The sequence below is a fragment of the Staphylococcus condimenti genome (assembly GCF_001618885.1).
GTDB lineage: Bacteria > Bacillota > Bacilli > Staphylococcales > Staphylococcaceae > Staphylococcus > Staphylococcus condimenti.
In genome coordinates this window covers 1,765,765-1,784,526 of the sequence record NZ_CP015114.1, presented here as the reverse complement: position 1 = coordinate 1,784,526, position 18,762 = coordinate 1,765,765, and the positions used below count along the sequence as shown (strand labels likewise).

Sequence of the window (18,762 nt, the reverse complement as noted above, 5' to 3'; positions counted from 1 at the left end):
TTTTATTTATAGTTTTTCATAACACGTCGATAAATACGCCCTTTTTTCAATCGATTTACATAAGCTCGCTTATGCAACGAATATTTTTGTTTACGTACTACAGGCAAAATCTCACGATACGCTTCAGCTGCCAGTTCAATAATCGGACGTGCTTTTGGATAAAAGTAATGCAGATTATTAAGTGCATGTTCATACATATCATCAGCATCTCGTGCGTAACTTTCCCATAAATCTATATAATTCTGAGTGACACCTTTATGAAAAACTTCTTTTAAATCTACTTGATATTTCTCAAGACGTTCAGCACTTAAATACACACGATTATTTTTATAATCTTCACCCACATCTCTTAAAATATTAGTAATCTGTAAAGCTTTACCTAATTCAATACCGACTGTATCTGCAGTTTCGCGATATTGTGGTTCTGCTAACACAGGTGTTAAAAGTTCTCCTATTGTTCCGGCAACACCATAACAATATGCATACAATGCTTGATCTGTAGGCAGTGTTGTCATGGTTAAATCCTGTTCTACATAATCCATTAAGGTTACAAATGCATGTTGCGGAACAGAATAAAATTGTAACGTATCACCAAATGCTCTCATCACATGCGCATCACTTTTAAATTGTTTGATTTCAGATTGTCCTGTATATATAGCGTCTAGATCTTCACGGATAGCTTTTAAACGTTCAGGATCCTCATATTCATCTATACTGTCATCTATCATACGGCAAACTGCATAGATTGCCCATATCGCTTTACGTTCACTTTCGGGAAGATTATTGAATGCATAGAAGAATGTTTTAGAATACTCTTCCATAATACGTCTGCAATAGTCATAATCCTCATTTACTGTTTGTTCCACAAAAATCACACCTTGTTGTCATTATTCGAACTTAAAAGAAACTTGTGTTACATATTAAGCGAAAAAGAGACAAATGTCATTTAATAACATGCCTCTTTTTCGAAAACTTAAAATAGAATTTACATTCTGTCATTCTTTATTCAAATTTGTTTTTTTCAATAAAAATTTGTTTTAATAATTCGTTCAAAATGTAAGCATAAACAACATTATTTGTGATGTGTAGCTTTTGTTTAATAACCTGCAAGTAATGCGATAGACATGGCTATTGCACAAATAATTGCCCATACAGCAATGAGTTTCCAAGCGAATTTCAACCACTGAACGTAAGAAATTTTAGCTACTGCAAGTGCCCCCATTAAGATAGCAGACGTCGGGAAGAGCACATTACTAATAGAATCACCATATTGGAAGGCAAGTACAGTTAATTGTCTATTAATATGCAGTAAATCCGAAATGGGTACCATTAATGGCATTGTAGTTAATGCCTGTCCTGAACCTGACGGTATAAAGAAGTTCAGGAAAAACTGGAAGACAAACATCACGATAATCACAATAGATGAAGGCACATCATTTAATAATGTAGTCATGCCATGGATAATACTATCGATAATCTTTCCTTGTTCTAAAATAACTACGATACCTTTAGCGAACCCTACAATCATTGCCCCAAAAAGTATGTCTTTCATACCATCGATGAACGCATCAAATGTACCATTTAAACCGAGCCCGCTAATTAATCCTGCAAGTAAACCTGCCAACACAAAGTTTGCGCTCATTTGATTGAATGTCCATTCATAACGAAAGATTCCATAGACATTAAAAATAATAGCTAAGACAATCATACTGAGTGCCAATGCTTGTCGTTTAGTGAATCTTTCGTAGTTTATTTCTTTATGGCTGTTCCCTTCTTCTTTTTCAAGCTGATAGACAATACTTTTCTTCGGATTACGTTTTACTTTTCGAGCATAGATTAAAACTGTACTAATCGCCGCCGCTAAAATAAACAGATAAATAATAGTTCTCAGTCCCCAACCTGAAAACATCGGTAATTCGGCAACGGTTTGTGCAACCCCAACAGTAAATGGGTTAAGCATTCCGCCAATAAATCCGCTGGCAGCACCGAGTATTACCATAGCTGCACCAGTCATCGCATCATATCCCAACGTGCGTGCAATGATGACACCAATAGGCACAAAAATAATAGTTTCTTCTGCTAACCCTATCGAAAAACCTAATATCGAGAAAACTGTCATTGTAAGTGGAATCATTAAAATTTTAGATGATCCTAATGACTTGATGGCTTGATTGATTCCATTTTCAAAAGCGCCTGTTCTATGTACAATGCCAAAAGCTCCCCCAACCAAAAAGATATAAAATACAATTTCTCCACCAGTTAATAGCCCTTCTGGTACTGCACGAAATAAATCTAAAAATGATACGCCATGTTGTGCAATTTCATGATAAGAACCAGGTACTACAAGCGTTTGCCCTCCTTTTTCTTCACGCTTATATTCACCGGCAGGAATGATATACGTTAAAATACAGGCTACAGCGATAATCATCATTAATAAGGCATAGGTATGCGGTGTTTTAAACTGAAATTTCTTTTGTTTCGATGATTTTGTCTTCCTCTTTGTTTCTGTTGTCTCTCCCATAAACAAAACCCCTTTTATTTTAGATGTCTGAATTTTCTTATTTTTATAATTATAACCTAATCTTAAAGATTTAGTCGGTAAATATTAAAGAAACAATTTTGTGCATTCATAATAAAAAACAAGCTGTTGATTCACAGCTTGTTTTCATCTCTATTGTTCTTAATATGTACACTTTTCTTGTTGTTATTATAAATAATCGAAGCAATACCTAAACCAATTAAAAATAACATGATCAAGTAAATAGAAGGACTAGCACCAATATAAAAATGAAATAGTAAAAACAAAAGTAAAGCTGCAATAAAGTAAATTGGTATAAATCCTTTTCTCCAAAAAACAGATTGACGCATTTCATTTTCATGTTCCAGTTTTGATTTAGCCATATAATCCCCCTCCTTACATTACTCATCTCACATTGTTAGCTTATCATATTGAATATTCCTTTAAAAAATGAATATAATATTGTATTGCTTTTCTTTTTATCTTATATTTAGAATAAATATAAGAGAGGAATTCATCATGTTATTATTCGGCATCACATTATTAATTCTAATCGTCAATTATTTAATCTTTCGCCTCATCGACAAGGATGTTATAAATCAACGTAATTTACTTATCGGTTATCGTACACCATCATCGTTGAAATCATCAGAAGCATGGACTGTTGCTCAAAAATATTTTCAACAAAATTTCAAACGAATCCACATTATATTCTTAATAATAAGTTTTATATGGATTTGGTTTGATTTAATAACCTCATATAAACAAATATCATTTTGGATACAAGTTCTAGTTTATTTAATAGGCACTGGATTAATTATTGCCCTTACCGAAATCAAACTTTACAACTTCAATCACAAACAAAAAGGCTAGCAACACAGCTAGCCTTTTGTCATATATTCAATTAATGCTTAACTTCTTTCTCGGCATTCGAATGATGATTTGTAGATTCATCTGACGTTCCGCTATTTTCATGCGCTTTTTCTGCTTCCCATTTTGCTTCTTTTTCTTTTTGCTTTGCTTTACGTTTCTTTTCTTCACGTACAGCCATCACAATGAAACCTACTGCCAAGATTGGGAATGACATTCCTAACCAGAACATTCAAATCCCTCCATTCATCTAAAATTATCTGCTAGAATTCCTTTCTATCATAACACTTTCACCATCTTGTTTTCACGCTTAAAATGTTAATAGTGCCCTTTCTTGACACGTCTACAAAATCAAGCTACATTGAAAGTAACAAAATAATACGCACTAGGGGTGTTTTTTAAACTGAGATGAGGATTTCCTCAGACCCTTTGAACCTGATCTAGCTGAAACTAGCGTAGGAAAGTGTGAGATAACCGCAGTATGCACTGGTTTGCTTTTATACAGACCGCAGACTGCTCTCTGCCTACGCTGATTCTAGTAATCATGCGTATTTTTTTATGTTCATTTATAGAAAAAGGGAGCGGATGAATATGGCAAAAACAGTACTCGTAACAGGCGGTGCACGTGGGTTAGGTGAAGTAATCAGCAAAACACTTGCTGAGCAAGGTTTCAATATCATCATTGATTATAACCAAAGTAAAGAAGCTGCTGAACAACTTGCAAAAGAAATTGGAAATGAACAGGCTATTGCATTGCAAGCAGATGTAACTGACCGTAAAGAAGTAGACCAGCTGGTAAAAGAAGGAACTGAGAAGTTCGGCCGTATTGATGCAGTTGTGAACAATGCACTTGTTGGTTTTAAATTTGATCCAACAGCACAAAAAGCCTTTCCTGATATGAGTTGGGAAGACTATCAACAACAAATTGACGGCACATTAAAAGCAGCATTTAATGTGGTTCAAAGTGTTGTTCCTCAATTTATTGAACATCAAAGCGGAAGTATTGTAAGTATTGGTACTAATCTTTATCAGAATCCTGTAGTTCCTTATCATGAATATACAACTGCAAAAGCTGCCTTAATCGGCTTCACGCGCAATATCGCATCTGAATTAGGACAATATGGTATTACAGCAAATGTTGTTTCAGGAGGACTTTTAAAAACAACAGATGCAAGTGCTGTAACTACACCAGAAGTCTTTGACTTAATTGCACAAACTACACCGTTGAAAAAAGTGACAACACCTCAAGATGTTGCCAACATGGTTGCTTATCTAGTATCTGAATCAGCTAAAGGCATTACTGGGCAAAACATTACAGTAGATGGCGGTCTTACAATGAATTAAAAACGTACATTTAAAATTGCATTTTATTCTAAGTAATAAAGCAGTTTTTCAATAGGAAATAAATGATTAGGGAGAGCGTGTTCTCCCTCTTTCTCATTCTTTTAAAATAATTAATCTGAGGTGAATAGTAATGTCCGAGCAAAAAAATAAACAACTGCATATCGGTATTCTAATTTTTGGTTCTGGCCATCACCAAGCAGCATGGCTCATGCCTGATTCAAGCGTAGAACGCATTGGAGATATTACTTACTATCAAGAGTTAGCACAAACTGCAGAACGCGGTTTATTTGATGCTGTCTTTTTTGCTGATAATCAGTCTTTTCCTGCTAAAGACGATACAACAATGCCTGCTTTTTGGTTTGATCCAATTGTCAATTTGACAGCTATTTCACAGGTAACAGAACATGTAGGTTTAGTTTCAACAATCTCAAGTACATTTTCTAATCCCTATACAGCTGCAAGACAATTATTAAGCCTCGACCATATTTCTGGTGGACGTGTTGGTTGGAATTTGGTTACTTCTATGACCGATTTTGAAGCCAAAAATCATGGTATGGCAGAGTTGCCGAATCACGATGAAAGATACGCAATTGCTGATGAATTTGCTGAGGTAATGAATGCTGCATTTGAATCCTGGCATCCAAAAGATTTTAAACATAATCGTGAATCAAATAAGTTGGTCGACTCTGAAAAAATCCAGCCTTTTAACCATAAAGGTGTCAATTTTGCAGTTAAGGGCCCACTTTCAACACCAAGCAGCCCGCAAGGCAAACCTGTCGCAATGCAAGCGGGAGCTTCAAAACAAGGCGTAGCTTTAGCAGTAAAATATGCAGATGCTGTTTATTCTGTTTCATGGAATATTAAGCAAGCAAGAAATTTCAGAAAGCGCATGGATACTGAGATTGCTAAGAAAGGCAACACTGACCGGAGTCTTAAAATTTTTCCGGGTTTAGTAACCTATGTAGGACATACGCACGAAGAAGCTTTAGAAAAGAAAGCAGCTTTGGATGAAAAATTACCAATTGAAACTGCTTTAAAGCAATTAAGTTTCTTCGTTCAACAAGACTGCACTGAGTGGGAACTAGATGAAAAAGTACCAGGTTTACCTCCAGTTGAAGATTTCACTGGACCCGTAGGACGTTATGAAACAGTATTAGAAATTATTAAGGATACGGATCCTACAGTACGTGAATTATTAGGTTACTTGAATGCAGGCGGTGGTCATTTAACATTGATTGGTACACCAGAAGAAATTGTGGATGAAATGGAGCATTGGTTCAATGAAGGCGTAGCAGATGGTTTTAATTTAATGCCACCAACACTTCCTGGTAGTCTTGAAGATTTTGTTGATTTAATTGTGCCGGAGATGCAGAAACGCGGTTTATATCGTAAGGAATATAAAGGTTCTACTTTCAGAGAACATTTAGAAGTATAAAGTGTGCGGAATCCGAGAGGTTCCGCTTTTTTCAATTCAAAACCAAATACTGTAGAAAAAATAGCTTGTCTTAAGACTCGCATAGTGAAAATGCGAATGCCTCGAGACAAGCCATCACTGCAATCACAAATAATAAATCTTACTTTTTTAAGTTCATCTTCTAAATTTGCGAAACATTTTAAACTAACAAGTATTAAATCATTCTCCTACTCACTCTCTTTTTTAAATACATGCTGATACTGAACGTAACCTGAAACATAGTGCTCAATATCATCTATCCTTACACGATAGCCATGATGTTTAATAAAGAATGAACCTAAGATTCTTTTAGGATTTTTAAAATACATCGCAAGTTCCGGGTAGAAATAACCTGTACGCTGATAATCTGCACGTGTATGGATAGTATCGATAAGTTCGTCAACATTAATCAACTTGTCGACTACATCTCCAAATCCTTTTTCGCGTGCCTTTGCGATAATATGATAAGTTGCCATTAACATTTCCATGAAAGTAGGGAATGTTGTGATTCTGTTTTTAATATAATCAAGATAACTTGATACGTTTCGAATACCGAACTCAATATATTTTTGTTCAGGAGCAATTTGAATTAATTCATTCGTACAATAACCGAGCCAATGATCGTGATACTGCCAATATTTGAGATGAATAAATCGTTCAAACATGGCTTTGACTGTTTCAAGCCATTTAGGATTTTTATCGATTTGATACAAACGTAATAAGGCCAAAGCAGCTTCTCCATCATAATAAATCACCCGGAATTTTTCTTTAACCTCTAACGTTGGATAATGCAGCACATGCACAGTTTGAGCAGTTTCTGAATCAATCATCGTCAAGATACCTTCTGCTACTTTCTGTGCAGCTTCTAGATATTTAGGATGCTCCGGTTTAATTTGCAGATATTCACAAACCGCAAAGATGAATGCCGCATTTTGTCCCAACTTAATTTCATTGATATTTTTAGTATCATCAAAAATATGACCTGTACCGTTTTGTTCAAATAGATAGTTATTAATGAGATAATCAATGGCTTTCTCTGCAACTGTTACATCTTCTCCTAGATAATGAAGGCCTTCTATCATGGCATAAGTCGATGATGAATGTCGCAAATTATTGTAAAAACTAATTTTTTTATCAAAATGTGGGAAATAGCCGTAATTAAATTTGCCATCAGCCTGCAGTTCATTTTGCAAATGCTTCGTAGATGTTTCAATCATTTTATCGATTTCTCGGGAAAGATTTGTTACGTTTCTTAAGCCTTTTTCTCGTCCTTCTGCGTCCAATTCAAAGACTCCATTAACTTCAATAAAATAACCTTTAGTGTAGAACTTTGTAATGTTTTTGCCTTCATAATCTTTACGTCTGAATGCATTCATTTGTTTTGTATATTTTTTCAGGTAGTTATTGATATTATCTTCAGACAGGAAAAAAGATTTTTTATCTTTAGCTGGACGTACAAAAGCATTGACATTTATTTCTTCAGCCATAAAAGTAAGATTCCAATTTTTATCCAATGCGATTCCGAAATCCACGTAATTGCGTCTGGTATTTTCCAGTTCTTTTCTAACTTCATCAAAAGATGCTTCTTCAGTACGGTAAACAAAATCTATTTTAACCCATTCAGGAAACCTTCCTGCTTTTTTCTTAAATTGTTCATATTGCTTTATGATATCTCTTTTAATATTCGAAGGGTGTTTCAAAAGTTTGATTGTTGCTTTCATATTAGGATTCCCTAAACTAACAAAAATATAATCTCTGCCTAATAAATTCTTCTCTGCTTTTTGTAAAATTTGTTCAACTTCGTTGGTTATATTCATGAGTTCAATTCCCTTCTTCTATATGTATAAAAAGGGCCGGAACAAAGTCCAGCCCCCTATTTAAAGGATTTTATTCCATTTTATCTTTCTTACGGCGTCCGAATAATAATGCAGAACCTAGTGCTGCAAACAAACCACCGAATAATCCAGCTTGTTTATTATCATTACCCGTATCTGGCAATCCTTTATCACCTGAACCATGATGGCCATTATCTCCATCTGAATCATGGTGAGGTTCTCCTGGATGATCTCCGTCAGCATCCGCATCGACATCTGCGTCGGCATCCGCATCGGCGTCGGCATCAGAGTCAGCGTCGGCGTCAGCATCCGCATCAGAGTCAGCGTCGGCGTCAGCATCCGCATCGACATCTGCGTCGGCATCCGCATCCGCATCGGCGTCGGCATCAGAGTCAGCATCCGCATCAGAGTCAGCGTCAGCATCAGCGTCGGCATCCGCATCTGAATCGGCATCCGCATCTGAATCGGCGTCAGCATCGGCATCGGCATCTGCGTCTGCGTCGGCGTCGGCATCGGCATCCGCGTCGGCATCAGCGTCAGCATCTGCGTCTGCGTCGGCATCCGCGTCTGCGTCGGCATCGGCGTCGGCATCCGCATCAGAGTCAGCATCTGCATCGGCATCGGCATCCGCGTCGGCATCAGCGTCAGCATCTGCGTCTGCGTCGGCATCCGCGTCTGCGTCGGCATCGGCGTCGGCATCCGCATCAGAGTCAGCATCTGCATCGGCGTCGGCATCAGAGTCAGCGTCAGCATCGGCGTCGGCATCAGAGTCAGCGTCAGCATCAGCGTCGGCATCCGCATCTGAATCGGCATCTGCATCCGCATCGGCGTCAGCATCGGCATCGGCATCAGCGTCTGAGTCAGCATCGGCATCTGAGTCAGCATCCGCATCGGCGTCAGCGTCGGCATCTGTATCCTCATCTCCGTCTGCCTCACCTGATCCTTGTTGATAAATATTTTCATTATCCCAACTGAAGTAATAATGACCTTGCCCATCTTCTGTAGCATCTGAAGTCATTTCTGCTCTTGTCTTAATAGTTTCGCGGTTTCCATCTTCAGCTTGGCTGTTTAAAATAATAACATAACGACTTCCATTAGAGGTTAAATCTTTAAAATCTAATGTCAGAACTTCTCCACCATTTTCATCCTTATGATACTGCGGATTGAAGTTATAATTTTCATTGACCCAATCAGTTACATCGACTAAATTCGGATTGTTTTCGTCCACATAAAAACTTGTGTTTAAACGCTCTCCGTTTCTAACTTCATAGATTTTAAAGTTGGTTACATTAGGGTTTAATTGAGCAGAGCTATCAGATGGAGTGTTTTCATTTGGCCAATAGTTGTATAAATCAACTTTAGTATTATAAGCTCGTTTTCCTTCAGGGTTTACATATATTGTTTGTGTATAGTCCCCAGTTGCTTGGTCAGTATACGTGATAAATGAATCAATATTCGATTGCGCAGGTGATTGCGCTACACGGTAATTGATATTAACATTATCAGAAAATGATTCTCCAGCAACAGTTGTTGTGACAGGATAATCACCAGAATTTCTAGCATTTGCTCTATCTGCCCATAAAGGTAAATTAAATTTACCTGTAACATTATCATGAGTATTCACATAATCTGTAAATGTATACGTTAATGAATTATCCTTAGAATTAAAGCTACCTGTCGCGACCTTTTGATCACCATTCATCAAATCAGGAATATAGACGCTTTCAGGCGTACTATTACCAAAATAATTTAAGTATTGAGGGAATTGAACAGTGAAATAATCTCCAGCTTTTACGCTATTATCAACTTTCAAGTCAACAGACATATCTGTTCCTTGACTATCGTTGGCTTGAATTGTTTTATTTGATAATTGGTAATTTGAAGCTGTCACTTTGTCATTTACATTAACACCTGTTGGTTCAGCCTGTGCAGTTGCACCACTATCCGTGTCTGTCGATTCAGCTTGTGCCGTTGCACCACTTTCTGCGTTTGTCGGTTCTGCTTGTGCAGTTGCATCGCTATCTGCACCTGTTGCAGCAAAGGTTTGTGCATCTGTATTACTAGAAGTAGAAGACGGTTGATTTAAGCTGTAAAGTCGCATAAATTGTCTTGGCGATGTTGCTAAAGGTTGTGTACTCTCTTTTTGATTTGAATAATTTCTAGCATCATCAGATACATCTTTTAAGTTGTCTGAACCAGTTCCTACATTACGTAAAGTAGGATTGTTAGCATCCGTTACTGTTGAACCATTAGGGTCAAAAGATGTATCGTCAGCCGGCACATCTGCTTCAGTACCTTGCTCTACAGGGTTTTGATTACCATTTTGTTCAACTGGATTTTGAGCTGGTGCTGTTGTATCGTCAACTGGTGCACTGAATAGTTCAGGATTATTCAAACCTGCCGCTTCTGCGCCTTTTGTTTGAGGAGCTTCAAGTTGTTCCTCAGCTGGCTTTGTTTCATCCACGTTAGATGTATTATTTTCTGGTTTTTGTTGAGAGTTTGCAGGTATCTGCTCTGTATGTTGTGCTTCTGTGTTTCCTTGTGTATTATCATCAGTTATTGGTTTTTGTTCTGCTTGTTTATTTTGGTTTATTGAACTTTCAATAGATTGTGATTGTCTACTCTCTACTTGATTTCGTTGTTTTGCCGCTGCTTCTGATTGTTCTTGTTCATCTTGAGTGGTATCATTTTGTGGTTCTGATTGCTGGTTATTTTCAACTTGTTTTTGTCGTCCATTCAACTGGTCGTTAGTCTTTATATGTTCAGAATCATGTTCCGAAGTTGCGTCCTCAGAGTTTACTGATTGTTCAGTATTTTGAGAATCTGGTTTCTCGCTGCCTTGTGCATCTTCTAATTGCGGTTGATTTGTCACTTGTTCATTTGCTACTTTTGGTTGATCTTCTTGTCGTTGAACTTCATGCCCACTTACATTATTGATATTTTCCTTTTGCTGGTTTGAAACTGATCCATTTTGATTTTCTGCTTCTTCAAGTGTGGTAGAACCTTGATTCATTTCTTGCTGACCAGCTTCATTAGGATTTGATTGTACATCTTGCTTACCTACTGTTTGTTCAGAATCACCTGTGGTAAATTCAGTCGTTTGTGCTTTAGTGTCCCCATCATTGACTTGTTCTGCAGCTTGCGCATCATTTGCACTAGCAAATAATGTAATACCTACAATAATTGAGGCTGCGCCTGCAGTAACTTTACGAATTGAATAACGATTGCGTCTCTTTTTTGAAAATTCTTGATTATTCAAATAATCCCTCCTATAAAGTTATAAACTTACACTTAAACAATAACACAATCGCACAATTTAATAAATTGTTTTTATTTGTTTTCACCAATTGTTTAAAATTAAATCTTTGTAAATTGGTAAGTTTAATATATATAATCTCTTTAATAAGAATTTAAAAAATAGAGCTAAATTATAACGTACACTATAACTTGAATTATAATATTTTCATAACTATCTCTTATCTAATACGATATATACAGCTTCTAAATAGCATATAAATGCCGAGTTGTATTATTTACTTATAAATACTCATTAAATATCAACACTTTCTTTATTATATAAACCAATTTTATACAATATAAACTTCTGCAATCTCATTACTTTTGATTTATTTTTCCATTTCTGCCATTATAATTTACAAATAGTTCATATAATTTTTGGGAATTACCTTTTCTTTGTTGTATAAATATATAATTAACGAAGGATGATAAAGATGACTAATAAAAACGAAAAAAAAAGTCTTGATGAAATCAATCAAGAAATTGAAGAAGAATTAAGAAATTATAATCCAGAAGAAGATGAAGATAATAAGAAAAAAAGAAATACACTTTTTACAATTCCAGGCATTCTACTTTTCCTTATTATATTAGGGTTAGCTTGCTATAGAATTTTCCATTTCTTTTTCTAATTTTAAAGAAAGTAAAAAGGAGTCCAGATAGTGTATCTGAACTTCTTTAGATTATGCATTATATTTTTGTAATAACTTTTTAGGAACATGACAATAGTCATCAGGATATTTATCTAGTCTATCTTGATGTTCTTCAGCACTTGGCACAAAATTTGTTAACGGCAAGACTTCTACGACCACTCTTATTCTATCAGGACGGTCTTGAATATATTCTTTCGCTTCTTCTAAATGACTTGCTTGTTCACTATATACACCCGTTCGATATTTAGGGCCAATATCTTCGCCTTGTTGATTTCTGCTATAGGGATCAATGATTTCAAAAAGATGGCCTGTTAAATCTTTAGCACTTACTTTATTTGAATCGAATGTCGTTTTTACACACTCTACATATCCGTCATATTGGCCGTCTAAATCATTTGTTGAACCATTTGCGCGCCCTGCTTCAGTTTCTATAACACCAGGCAATGTCTTTACAAAGGCTTGTACGCCCCACAAACATCCTCCTGCTAAGTAAATCACTTCATTCATATCGCATACTCCTTTCATGCTTATCCAACTTAATAATAGTATGCACTATGTAATTTCTATACCTTATTTTTCCAGTTTTCAAGATTTTAATAACCTTTTTAGTATTCTGTTAGATATTATCTGTCTATTAATATTAATCCTGTTATTATCTTTATTGTAAGGGCACTATTTCCCGATTAATACTACAAAACACCATTTAAAAAAGGCTCCTCTTTCATTTAGAGGAGCCTTTTTTTAAAGTAATTTCTTTTTCGTAAATTTATTCATAATCCAACGTATCAATAATGAAGTTGTAATAAATAATCCGATATAACCAAACACTTTAAAGACGAAATTCACTAAATCTACAAATCCTACGAAGCTTAAGATATATGCAAGTATAAGAGTTACAGCAAGCATTATAATATATTTTTTTGATGTCGGATCGGTAAATCGTGTAAGGAATGGATAAATCATCCCGATACAACTATTAAAAATAACACCGAACATGACAGCTGACATTAAATAAGATAAGAATGGATGGATATCGTTCGCTAACAGTAATGTAGGAATATCCACAGTATTCGCTTTTTGTAAATTTGCTAATAGGCCGCCAATCATAATCAATAATAGAATACTGAATGTTAATCCTCCAAAATAAGCGCCGCGACGTGCTACCTTATGATTTAGCGCATCATTACCTACTATAGTTAAGAAACTGAAGCTGTTTCCGATAATCAAACCGCCATATACAATAGCATCCCACCACCAAAAGTGACTAGAGGTTTTAGAAGGTTTCGTGTACTGATCCACATCTGAAAAATGTATCGCGGGATGTATGATATTAGTACCTGCAATAATCAAAACTGCAATTACTAAAAATGGTGTAACTGCTCCTAAAACAGTTAATATTTTATCAAATTTCAATTGCAATACCACAAAAAGTAACACTACTATAATTAATGAACCTATCCAATCTGGTATATTAAACCCTTGTTGCAGTGCTGAACCCCCTCCAGCAACCATTACAACGGTCAGACCAAATAAGAAAAAAATAATTAAGTAATCAATAATTCTACCTAATACATTCCCAAATAAATTATTCAATGAAATATCGTAGCTATCTGCATCTAAACGATACCCCATTTTTGCAATTTGACGTGTTCCGAATGTCACAATAATTCCTGTCAAAATTGCACCTAGATAAGCATAGTTGCCATGGTTAACAAAAAACTGCAAGAGTTCTTGTCCGGTAGTAAATCCTGCTCCAACTATAAAACTCAAATATGCTAGAGCTATTCCTATCGATGCCTTATTAACTTTGCTTAACATGAAATCCCTTTCTCCCTTCAAAATTTAAGTTAACAATACTTTAATAGTATAGCATAATTTCATTTTGTGTTTTTTTATAAATATAAAATAACTATTTTCAATCTAAAGATAAAACGGAATTTATTACATTTAAATATTTTGATAAAAATCTATATAGCTTCTAAAATGAAAAATAACTTCTAATCTAAAGGAGAGATACTAATGAACGGTAAAACAGCAATTGTCACAGGCTCAAGTCACGATATCGGTGCTGCCACAGCAAAGCTATTAGGTGAACGCGGCGCAAATGTTGTCGTTAATTACTACTCTAGTCCGGATGCCGCTGAAAAAGTAGTTGAATATATTGAAAATAACGGAGGACGCGCCATTGCTGTCAAAGCAGACGCACGTGATAAAGAAGATTTAGCTCAACTTGCACAAAAAGCAAAAGAAACTTTCGGAAGTATTGACATATTTGTGCATAATGCCGGTATGAAATTTCCAATGAAATCATTTGAAGATATGGAGTGGGATGAATTTATTCATAAAACAGATGACGAGTTGCAAGCTGCTTTCTTTGGAACTAAAGCAGTTATCCCATATATGAAAGAACAGAAATACGGTAAACTCGTTTATATTTCCAGCGGCTTAAGCAAACGCGCTGCTCCTAACTTCTTAGCCCACGGGGTGTCTAAAAGCAGTCTCAATGCATTCGTAAAATATGTTGCGGATGAATTTTCAGATCAAGGTATTACCGCTAATACAGTCGCACCAGGCATGGTTGAAACAAACGCAACTTCTGGTATGCCTCAAGAATATAAAGATCAGCAAGCTTCCTTTGTGCCAATGAAGCGAATTGCACAACCTGAAGATGTAGCGAAAGCTGTCGCATTTTTCGCAAGTAACGATAGCGACTATATTACGGGAAGCTATATGCCTGTCAGCGGCGGAAGCGAAATGATATAAATACGAATTTTAAACACAAAAAATCGCCTAATTTACTGTTAGGCGATTTCTCTATGGTTTTAATATTTATAAGGATCCTCTTCTGTACGTTCTTTCGCAACTTCATTGGCCTTATCGTAATTATAATAACCATCTTCAGTCAGAGTATCTCTTTTAGGTTTTTTCACTAATAGCAAGATACCTGCCACAATCCATAAAATTGCAGAAATCCAGTTTCCTAGTAACGTAATAACCCCAGCGATTAATAGCAAAATACCTGCTATTTTCGCTTTCTTACTAATAAATATACCACCAATAATTGCTAGTATTAATGTTACGAGACCTAATACTAAACCAACTGTAGCGAATGTTTGGAAAATTGAAGCTGAAGTTGCTGCATCTTCATACGTAAGATTTCCGTCACCTTCTTGCATACCCTGGATAAAAGCATCTCCGCTCATAAATGGCAACATTAAACCAATCAACAATAACCCAAGCGCTGCAACTCCTACACCGATCCAAGTTAAGACATGTTCTGCTGTTCTTTTAATCATTTTAGTTCCTCCTCTCTTTATTAAACAAAAATTTAGAATAATATAATGATTAATATTAGTATATCTAACTATCTACTTACAAGTCCATCCTTAAATTATAATTTTTTATATTATTTACTTTTTGAATATATAACCCATAATGTAAACCATTAGATATTAATATGTCCCATTCGTCACTTTCTTAACGAATGGGACGCTTGTCATTTTATTGAATTAAATTGTCTTTTCGATCCATCAATTCTTGATAGTCTCTCATATACTCTTTTTCTGCTTCAGAAGCTCTTGCCGATGAATTCATAGCACGGTGCCATAAAGGATAAATAGGCTCTGGAATCGTTAATTCATTAATTGCATTTACCTCATCAGCAGTCAATTGTAAATTATAAGACCCAATATTTTCTTTTAACTGTTCTTTGTTTCGTGCGGCAATAACAATCGAATCTACATTAGGTCTATCACGCAGCCAAGCTAATACAACTTGAGGTATTGTAGCATTATGTTTATGCGCAATTTCTGTTACCAAATCAATCAATTTATAAAATAGTTCATGATTTTTAATATAAGGTTCTGGCCAACCATCACCTTGTCGGGTGTGAGGTTCACCTTTTTGATCGCGTGTTATCTTGCCAGTGAGTAATCCTTCTCCTAGAGGTGACCAAATACTGTTTCCGACACCCAACTCACTACCTGCTGGTAATAACTCATACTCGGCTTCTCGTGATTCCGGAGTATAGTATATTTGTTGTGCAATAGGCGGAGCCATATTATTTTGTGTCGCATACGTATAAGTTTGTGCTAAATTCCAACCACTATAGTTAGATACACCCCAATAGCGGATTTTACCTTTTTGAATCAAATCATTCATTGTTTGAATTGTCTCTTCTACCGGAACTTGACCATCCCAAGTATGCACATAATATAAATCCACATAATCCGTACCTAATCGTTTTAAAGAATGATCAATTGAACGCTCAATATTGAGTCTAGATGCTCCAACATTATTAGGATTGTCATTATATGGGAAACCTGTTTTCGTACTGATGACCATTTCATCTCGATGATTGCGAATCCCTTTTCCTAAAGCAATTTCCGAATCACCTTTAGAATACAGATTAGCCGTATCAAACTGGTTGATACCTTGTTCTAAAGCATAATCAATGAAGTATTCAACTTCTTTTTCCGTCATACCGCCTGCATTTTCAAAACCATTGCTGCCTGCAAAAGGAATCGTACCCAATGCATATCTTGAAACGTTTAAACCGGAGTTACCTAATCTTGTATAATCCACACTAACGCCTCCTCATTGTTTCTATATAATTTTAAAATTCCCTTTTCACTTCTTTCACAATCATTTATTTATATTCAAACTCAAACAAATTTTAAAAATCCTATGCACAAAAATAGCATTTCATTTAAAGTCTATATTTACGAAAAGTTAACAAATAGTTAATTACTTTATTGTTATAATTAAAACAAAATTCATACATATTCGGAGGAGCATTAATGAAAAAGAAATTTTTAAAACCTGTTTTTTCAGCAGTCGCGACAGCTACTGTTATACTTACCCCTCAAGCAGTACATGCAGAAGCAACATCCACACCTGATACCAAAACTGTAAGCATCCATGACATACAAGGTACAGGTCATTATTCACCGCTCAATAATAAAAAAGTACAAAATGTTGAAGGTATCGTTACATACCAATATGAAATTCGCGGTCAACATTACTTCCATATGCAGACACCTGACAGCAAAATAGATAATAACCCTAACACTTCTGAAGGCATCATTGTTTATTCCGGCAATAAAAAAGCAGATGTTAAAGTCGGTGACGCTGTCAAAGTCACAGGTACTGTTAACGAATATGCGATTGACGGCTATGATGACAAAGCTAATACAGATTTACCTGTTACAGAAATCAATGCACGTGATGACCGCGGAGGTAAAATTTCAATAGAGTCCAACAACCAGCCGCTTCCAAAACCTTACGTCATCAAACATATACCTGAAGCTATTTCAGCTAATGATAATTTCAAAAGTTTCGATCGTAATCAATACGCGATAGATTACTGGGAATCATTAGAAGGCATGCGTGTGCAAACAGGTAATGTCCGCAGTGTAGGACCTCAAGAGCATGGCGACTTATTTACAGTGCCTGAAGACCACCCTGCAGAAACGAAAAACGGCGGATTATTATTAAAACAAAATGATGCCAATGGAGAACGTATCCCTTTTAAAATGTATGACAATAATAAAGCGCGTGATTTTAATGTGGTAACTGGCGATCATTTTAAAGGACCAATTATCGGTTATGTAAATTACGGTTTCCAAAACTATAAAATCAATGTAGATTTAGATGACATGAAAAAGGCTTACCAAAAAGGACAAACACAACCTCAGCCTACTTCTATCAATCCTGAAAAACAAAAATTAACAATGGCTTCTTATAATTTAGAAAACTTCTCAAATGATATAAAATCATCAAGTGATGATAAAGCACAAAAACTGGCAAATGGTATTGTCAAAAACATGAAACAACCTGATATTATCGGCGTGACAGAAGTTCAAGATAACGACGGTCCAGGCAATGGAGGACCGCAAGGAGACCAATCATACCAACGCCTTATTAAAGCTATTAAGACTGCCGGGGGGCCAGAATATAAATATATTAATATCGACCCTGAAATGAATAAAGACGGTGGTCAACCGGGTGCTAATATCCGTGTTGGTTTCTTATATAATCCTAACCGTGTTCAATTTGATAGTAAGATTAAACCAGGTGATGCTAATACTGCTGTCTCTTATCAAAAAGGCAACTTAACACGTAACCCTGGAAGAATTGATCCAAATAATCCAGCATTTATAGATTCCCGCAAACCTTTAGCAGCTCAATTCAAATTCCGAGGCAAACAAGTCATTGCGATTGCGAATCATTGGAATTCTAAAAATGGCGACGATGCCTTATTCGGTAAAAACCAACCTGTCAATTTAGGTAGTGAAACACAACGCGTTGAAATTGCGAAAGCCGTCTCACGTTTTGTGACACAAGTTAAACAAGACAATCCAAAGGCTAACATTGTAGCATTAGGTGATTTTAATGATTTCCAATGGTCACAACCTCTTAAAACATTAGAAGGTAATCAAATGACAGATTTAGTGAACAACGTACCTCAAAACGAGCGTTATTCATACGTTTATCAAGGCAACTCACAAGCTTTAGACCATGTTGTTGTATCTAATAATCTTGCACCGCATTCTAAATTAGATATGGTACATGTCAATTCAGACTTCACAGACATGTCAGGACGTGCAAGTGATCATGACCCGCTGCTGGTTCAACTTGATTTACTGCATTTGAATAAAAAGAACTAAAAACAAAAATGAAATATGTATAAAAACATCAACTTTTTTTAATCCGATACTTAATTGTAGCGTATCAACTATATTTTTTTGAAAATAAATTTAGCTCTATAGACCTAGTGGTTGAGCCATTTTTCAA

At 35.8% G+C, this 18,762-nt stretch carries 16 protein-coding genes and 1 riboswitch; of the genes, 6 read left to right on the top strand and 10 right to left on the bottom strand.

Annotated features, from left to right (window positions below):
- Nucleotides 1-2: 2 nt before the first annotated feature.
- The 3 genes from A4G25_RS08790 to A4G25_RS08780 all read right to left on the bottom strand — a co-directional run bounded on the left by A4G25_RS08790 (nt 3) and on the right by A4G25_RS08780 (nt 2,868).
- Entirely contained in the window at nt 3-866 is an 864-nt protein-coding gene (locus A4G25_RS08790) for a phytoene/squalene synthase family protein (RefSeq protein WP_232011940.1), read from the bottom strand.
- Nucleotides 867-1,096: 230 nt separating this feature from the next.
- Nucleotides 1,097-2,521, bottom strand: a complete 1,425-nt coding sequence (locus A4G25_RS08785; protein ID WP_047133063.1) for a YfcC family protein — start codon at nt 2,519-2,521, stop codon at nt 1,097-1,099.
- A gap of 131 nt (nt 2,522-2,652) precedes the next feature.
- Nucleotides 2,653-2,868 carry a hypothetical protein gene (locus tag A4G25_RS08780; protein WP_047133085.1) on the bottom strand — a complete coding sequence of 72 codons (216 nt, stop codon included), beginning with the start codon at nt 2,866-2,868 and terminating at the stop codon, nt 2,653-2,655.
- Between the two features lie 100 nt (nt 2,869-2,968).
- On the opposite strand from A4G25_RS08780, the gene A4G25_RS13390 reads away from it, so the two are divergent.
- Nucleotides 2,969-3,391: an SdpI family protein gene (locus A4G25_RS13390; protein WP_082107890.1), complete on the top strand. Its 423-nt coding sequence runs from the start codon at nt 2,969-2,971 to the stop codon at nt 3,389-3,391.
- Between the two features lie 31 nt (nt 3,392-3,422).
- Here A4G25_RS13390 and A4G25_RS08770 read toward each other — a convergent pair whose 3' ends face one another.
- Nucleotides 3,423-3,620: a hypothetical protein gene (locus A4G25_RS08770; protein WP_047133061.1), complete on the bottom strand. Its 198-nt coding sequence runs from the start codon at nt 3,618-3,620 to the stop codon at nt 3,423-3,425.
- Nucleotides 3,621-3,765: 145 nt separating this feature from the next.
- Nucleotides 3,766-3,867, top strand: a riboswitch (TPP riboswitch).
- A gap of 112 nt (nt 3,868-3,979) precedes the next feature.
- Between A4G25_RS08770 and A4G25_RS08765 the strand changes: the two genes are divergently transcribed.
- Nucleotides 3,980-4,732, top strand: coding sequence for a 3-oxoacyl-ACP reductase (locus tag A4G25_RS08765; protein WP_047133060.1), 753 nt, complete (start codon nt 3,980-3,982; stop codon nt 4,730-4,732).
- Between the two features lie 130 nt (nt 4,733-4,862).
- Entirely contained in the window at nt 4,863-6,167 is a 1,305-nt protein-coding gene (locus tag A4G25_RS08760) for an LLM class flavin-dependent oxidoreductase (RefSeq protein ID WP_047133059.1), read from the top strand.
- Nucleotides 6,168-6,373: 206 nt separating this feature from the next.
- On the opposite strand, the gene A4G25_RS08755 is transcribed toward A4G25_RS08760, so the two are convergent.
- Nucleotides 6,374-8,002: a hypothetical protein gene (locus tag A4G25_RS08755; protein WP_047133058.1), complete on the bottom strand. Its 1,629-nt coding sequence runs from the start codon at nt 8,000-8,002 to the stop codon at nt 6,374-6,376.
- A gap of 70 nt (nt 8,003-8,072) precedes the next feature.
- Nucleotides 8,073-11,279: a fibrinogen-binding adhesin SdrG C-terminal domain-containing protein gene (locus A4G25_RS08750; RefSeq protein WP_063164633.1), complete on the bottom strand. Its 3,207-nt coding sequence runs from the start codon at nt 11,277-11,279 to the stop codon at nt 8,073-8,075.
- A 472-nt stretch (nt 11,280-11,751) separates the two neighbouring features.
- Here A4G25_RS08750 and A4G25_RS08745 point away from each other — a divergent pair, with 472 nt between their 5' ends.
- Nucleotides 11,752-11,946 (top strand): hypothetical protein, encoded by a 195-nt coding sequence (locus A4G25_RS08745; protein ID WP_047132148.1) that lies wholly within the window; start codon nt 11,752-11,754, stop codon nt 11,944-11,946.
- A gap of 51 nt (nt 11,947-11,997) precedes the next feature.
- On the opposite strand, the gene A4G25_RS08740 is transcribed toward A4G25_RS08745, so the two are convergent.
- Together A4G25_RS08740 and A4G25_RS08735 are read right to left on the bottom strand one after the other, a co-directional pair.
- Nucleotides 11,998-12,474 (bottom strand): peptide-methionine (S)-S-oxide reductase, encoded by a 477-nt coding sequence (locus tag A4G25_RS08740; protein WP_047132147.1) that lies wholly within the window; start codon nt 12,472-12,474, stop codon nt 11,998-12,000.
- A 234-nt stretch (nt 12,475-12,708) separates the two neighbouring features.
- The gene (locus tag A4G25_RS08735; protein WP_047132146.1) at nt 12,709-13,785 is read right to left on the bottom strand and encodes a YkvI family membrane protein; all 1,077 of its coding nucleotides are present in this window, start codon (nt 13,783-13,785) and stop codon (nt 12,709-12,711) included.
- A gap of 201 nt (nt 13,786-13,986) precedes the next feature.
- Between A4G25_RS08735 and A4G25_RS08730 the strand changes: the two genes are divergently transcribed.
- The gene (locus A4G25_RS08730; protein ID WP_047132145.1) at nt 13,987-14,730 is read left to right on the top strand and encodes an SDR family NAD(P)-dependent oxidoreductase; all 744 of its coding nucleotides are present in this window, start codon (nt 13,987-13,989) and stop codon (nt 14,728-14,730) included.
- Between the two features lie 59 nt (nt 14,731-14,789).
- Here the strand turns inward: A4G25_RS08730 and A4G25_RS08725 are convergent, their stop codons facing one another.
- Together A4G25_RS08725 and A4G25_RS08720 are read right to left on the bottom strand one after the other, a co-directional pair.
- Nucleotides 14,790-15,263, bottom strand: a complete 474-nt coding sequence (locus A4G25_RS08725) for a DUF4064 domain-containing protein (RefSeq protein WP_047132144.1) — start codon at nt 15,261-15,263, stop codon at nt 14,790-14,792.
- A gap of 205 nt (nt 15,264-15,468) precedes the next feature.
- On the bottom strand, nt 15,469-16,551 hold the full coding sequence (locus tag A4G25_RS08720; protein ID WP_047132143.1) for an aldo/keto reductase: 1,083 nt from the start codon (nt 16,549-16,551) through the stop codon (nt 15,469-15,471).
- A gap of 215 nt (nt 16,552-16,766) precedes the next feature.
- On the opposite strand from A4G25_RS08720, the gene A4G25_RS08715 reads away from it, so the two are divergent.
- On the top strand, nt 16,767-18,635 hold the full coding sequence (locus A4G25_RS08715) for an endonuclease/exonuclease/phosphatase family protein (protein WP_047132142.1): 1,869 nt from the start codon (nt 16,767-16,769) through the stop codon (nt 18,633-18,635).
- The last annotated feature ends 127 nt before the right edge of the window (nt 18,636-18,762 follow it).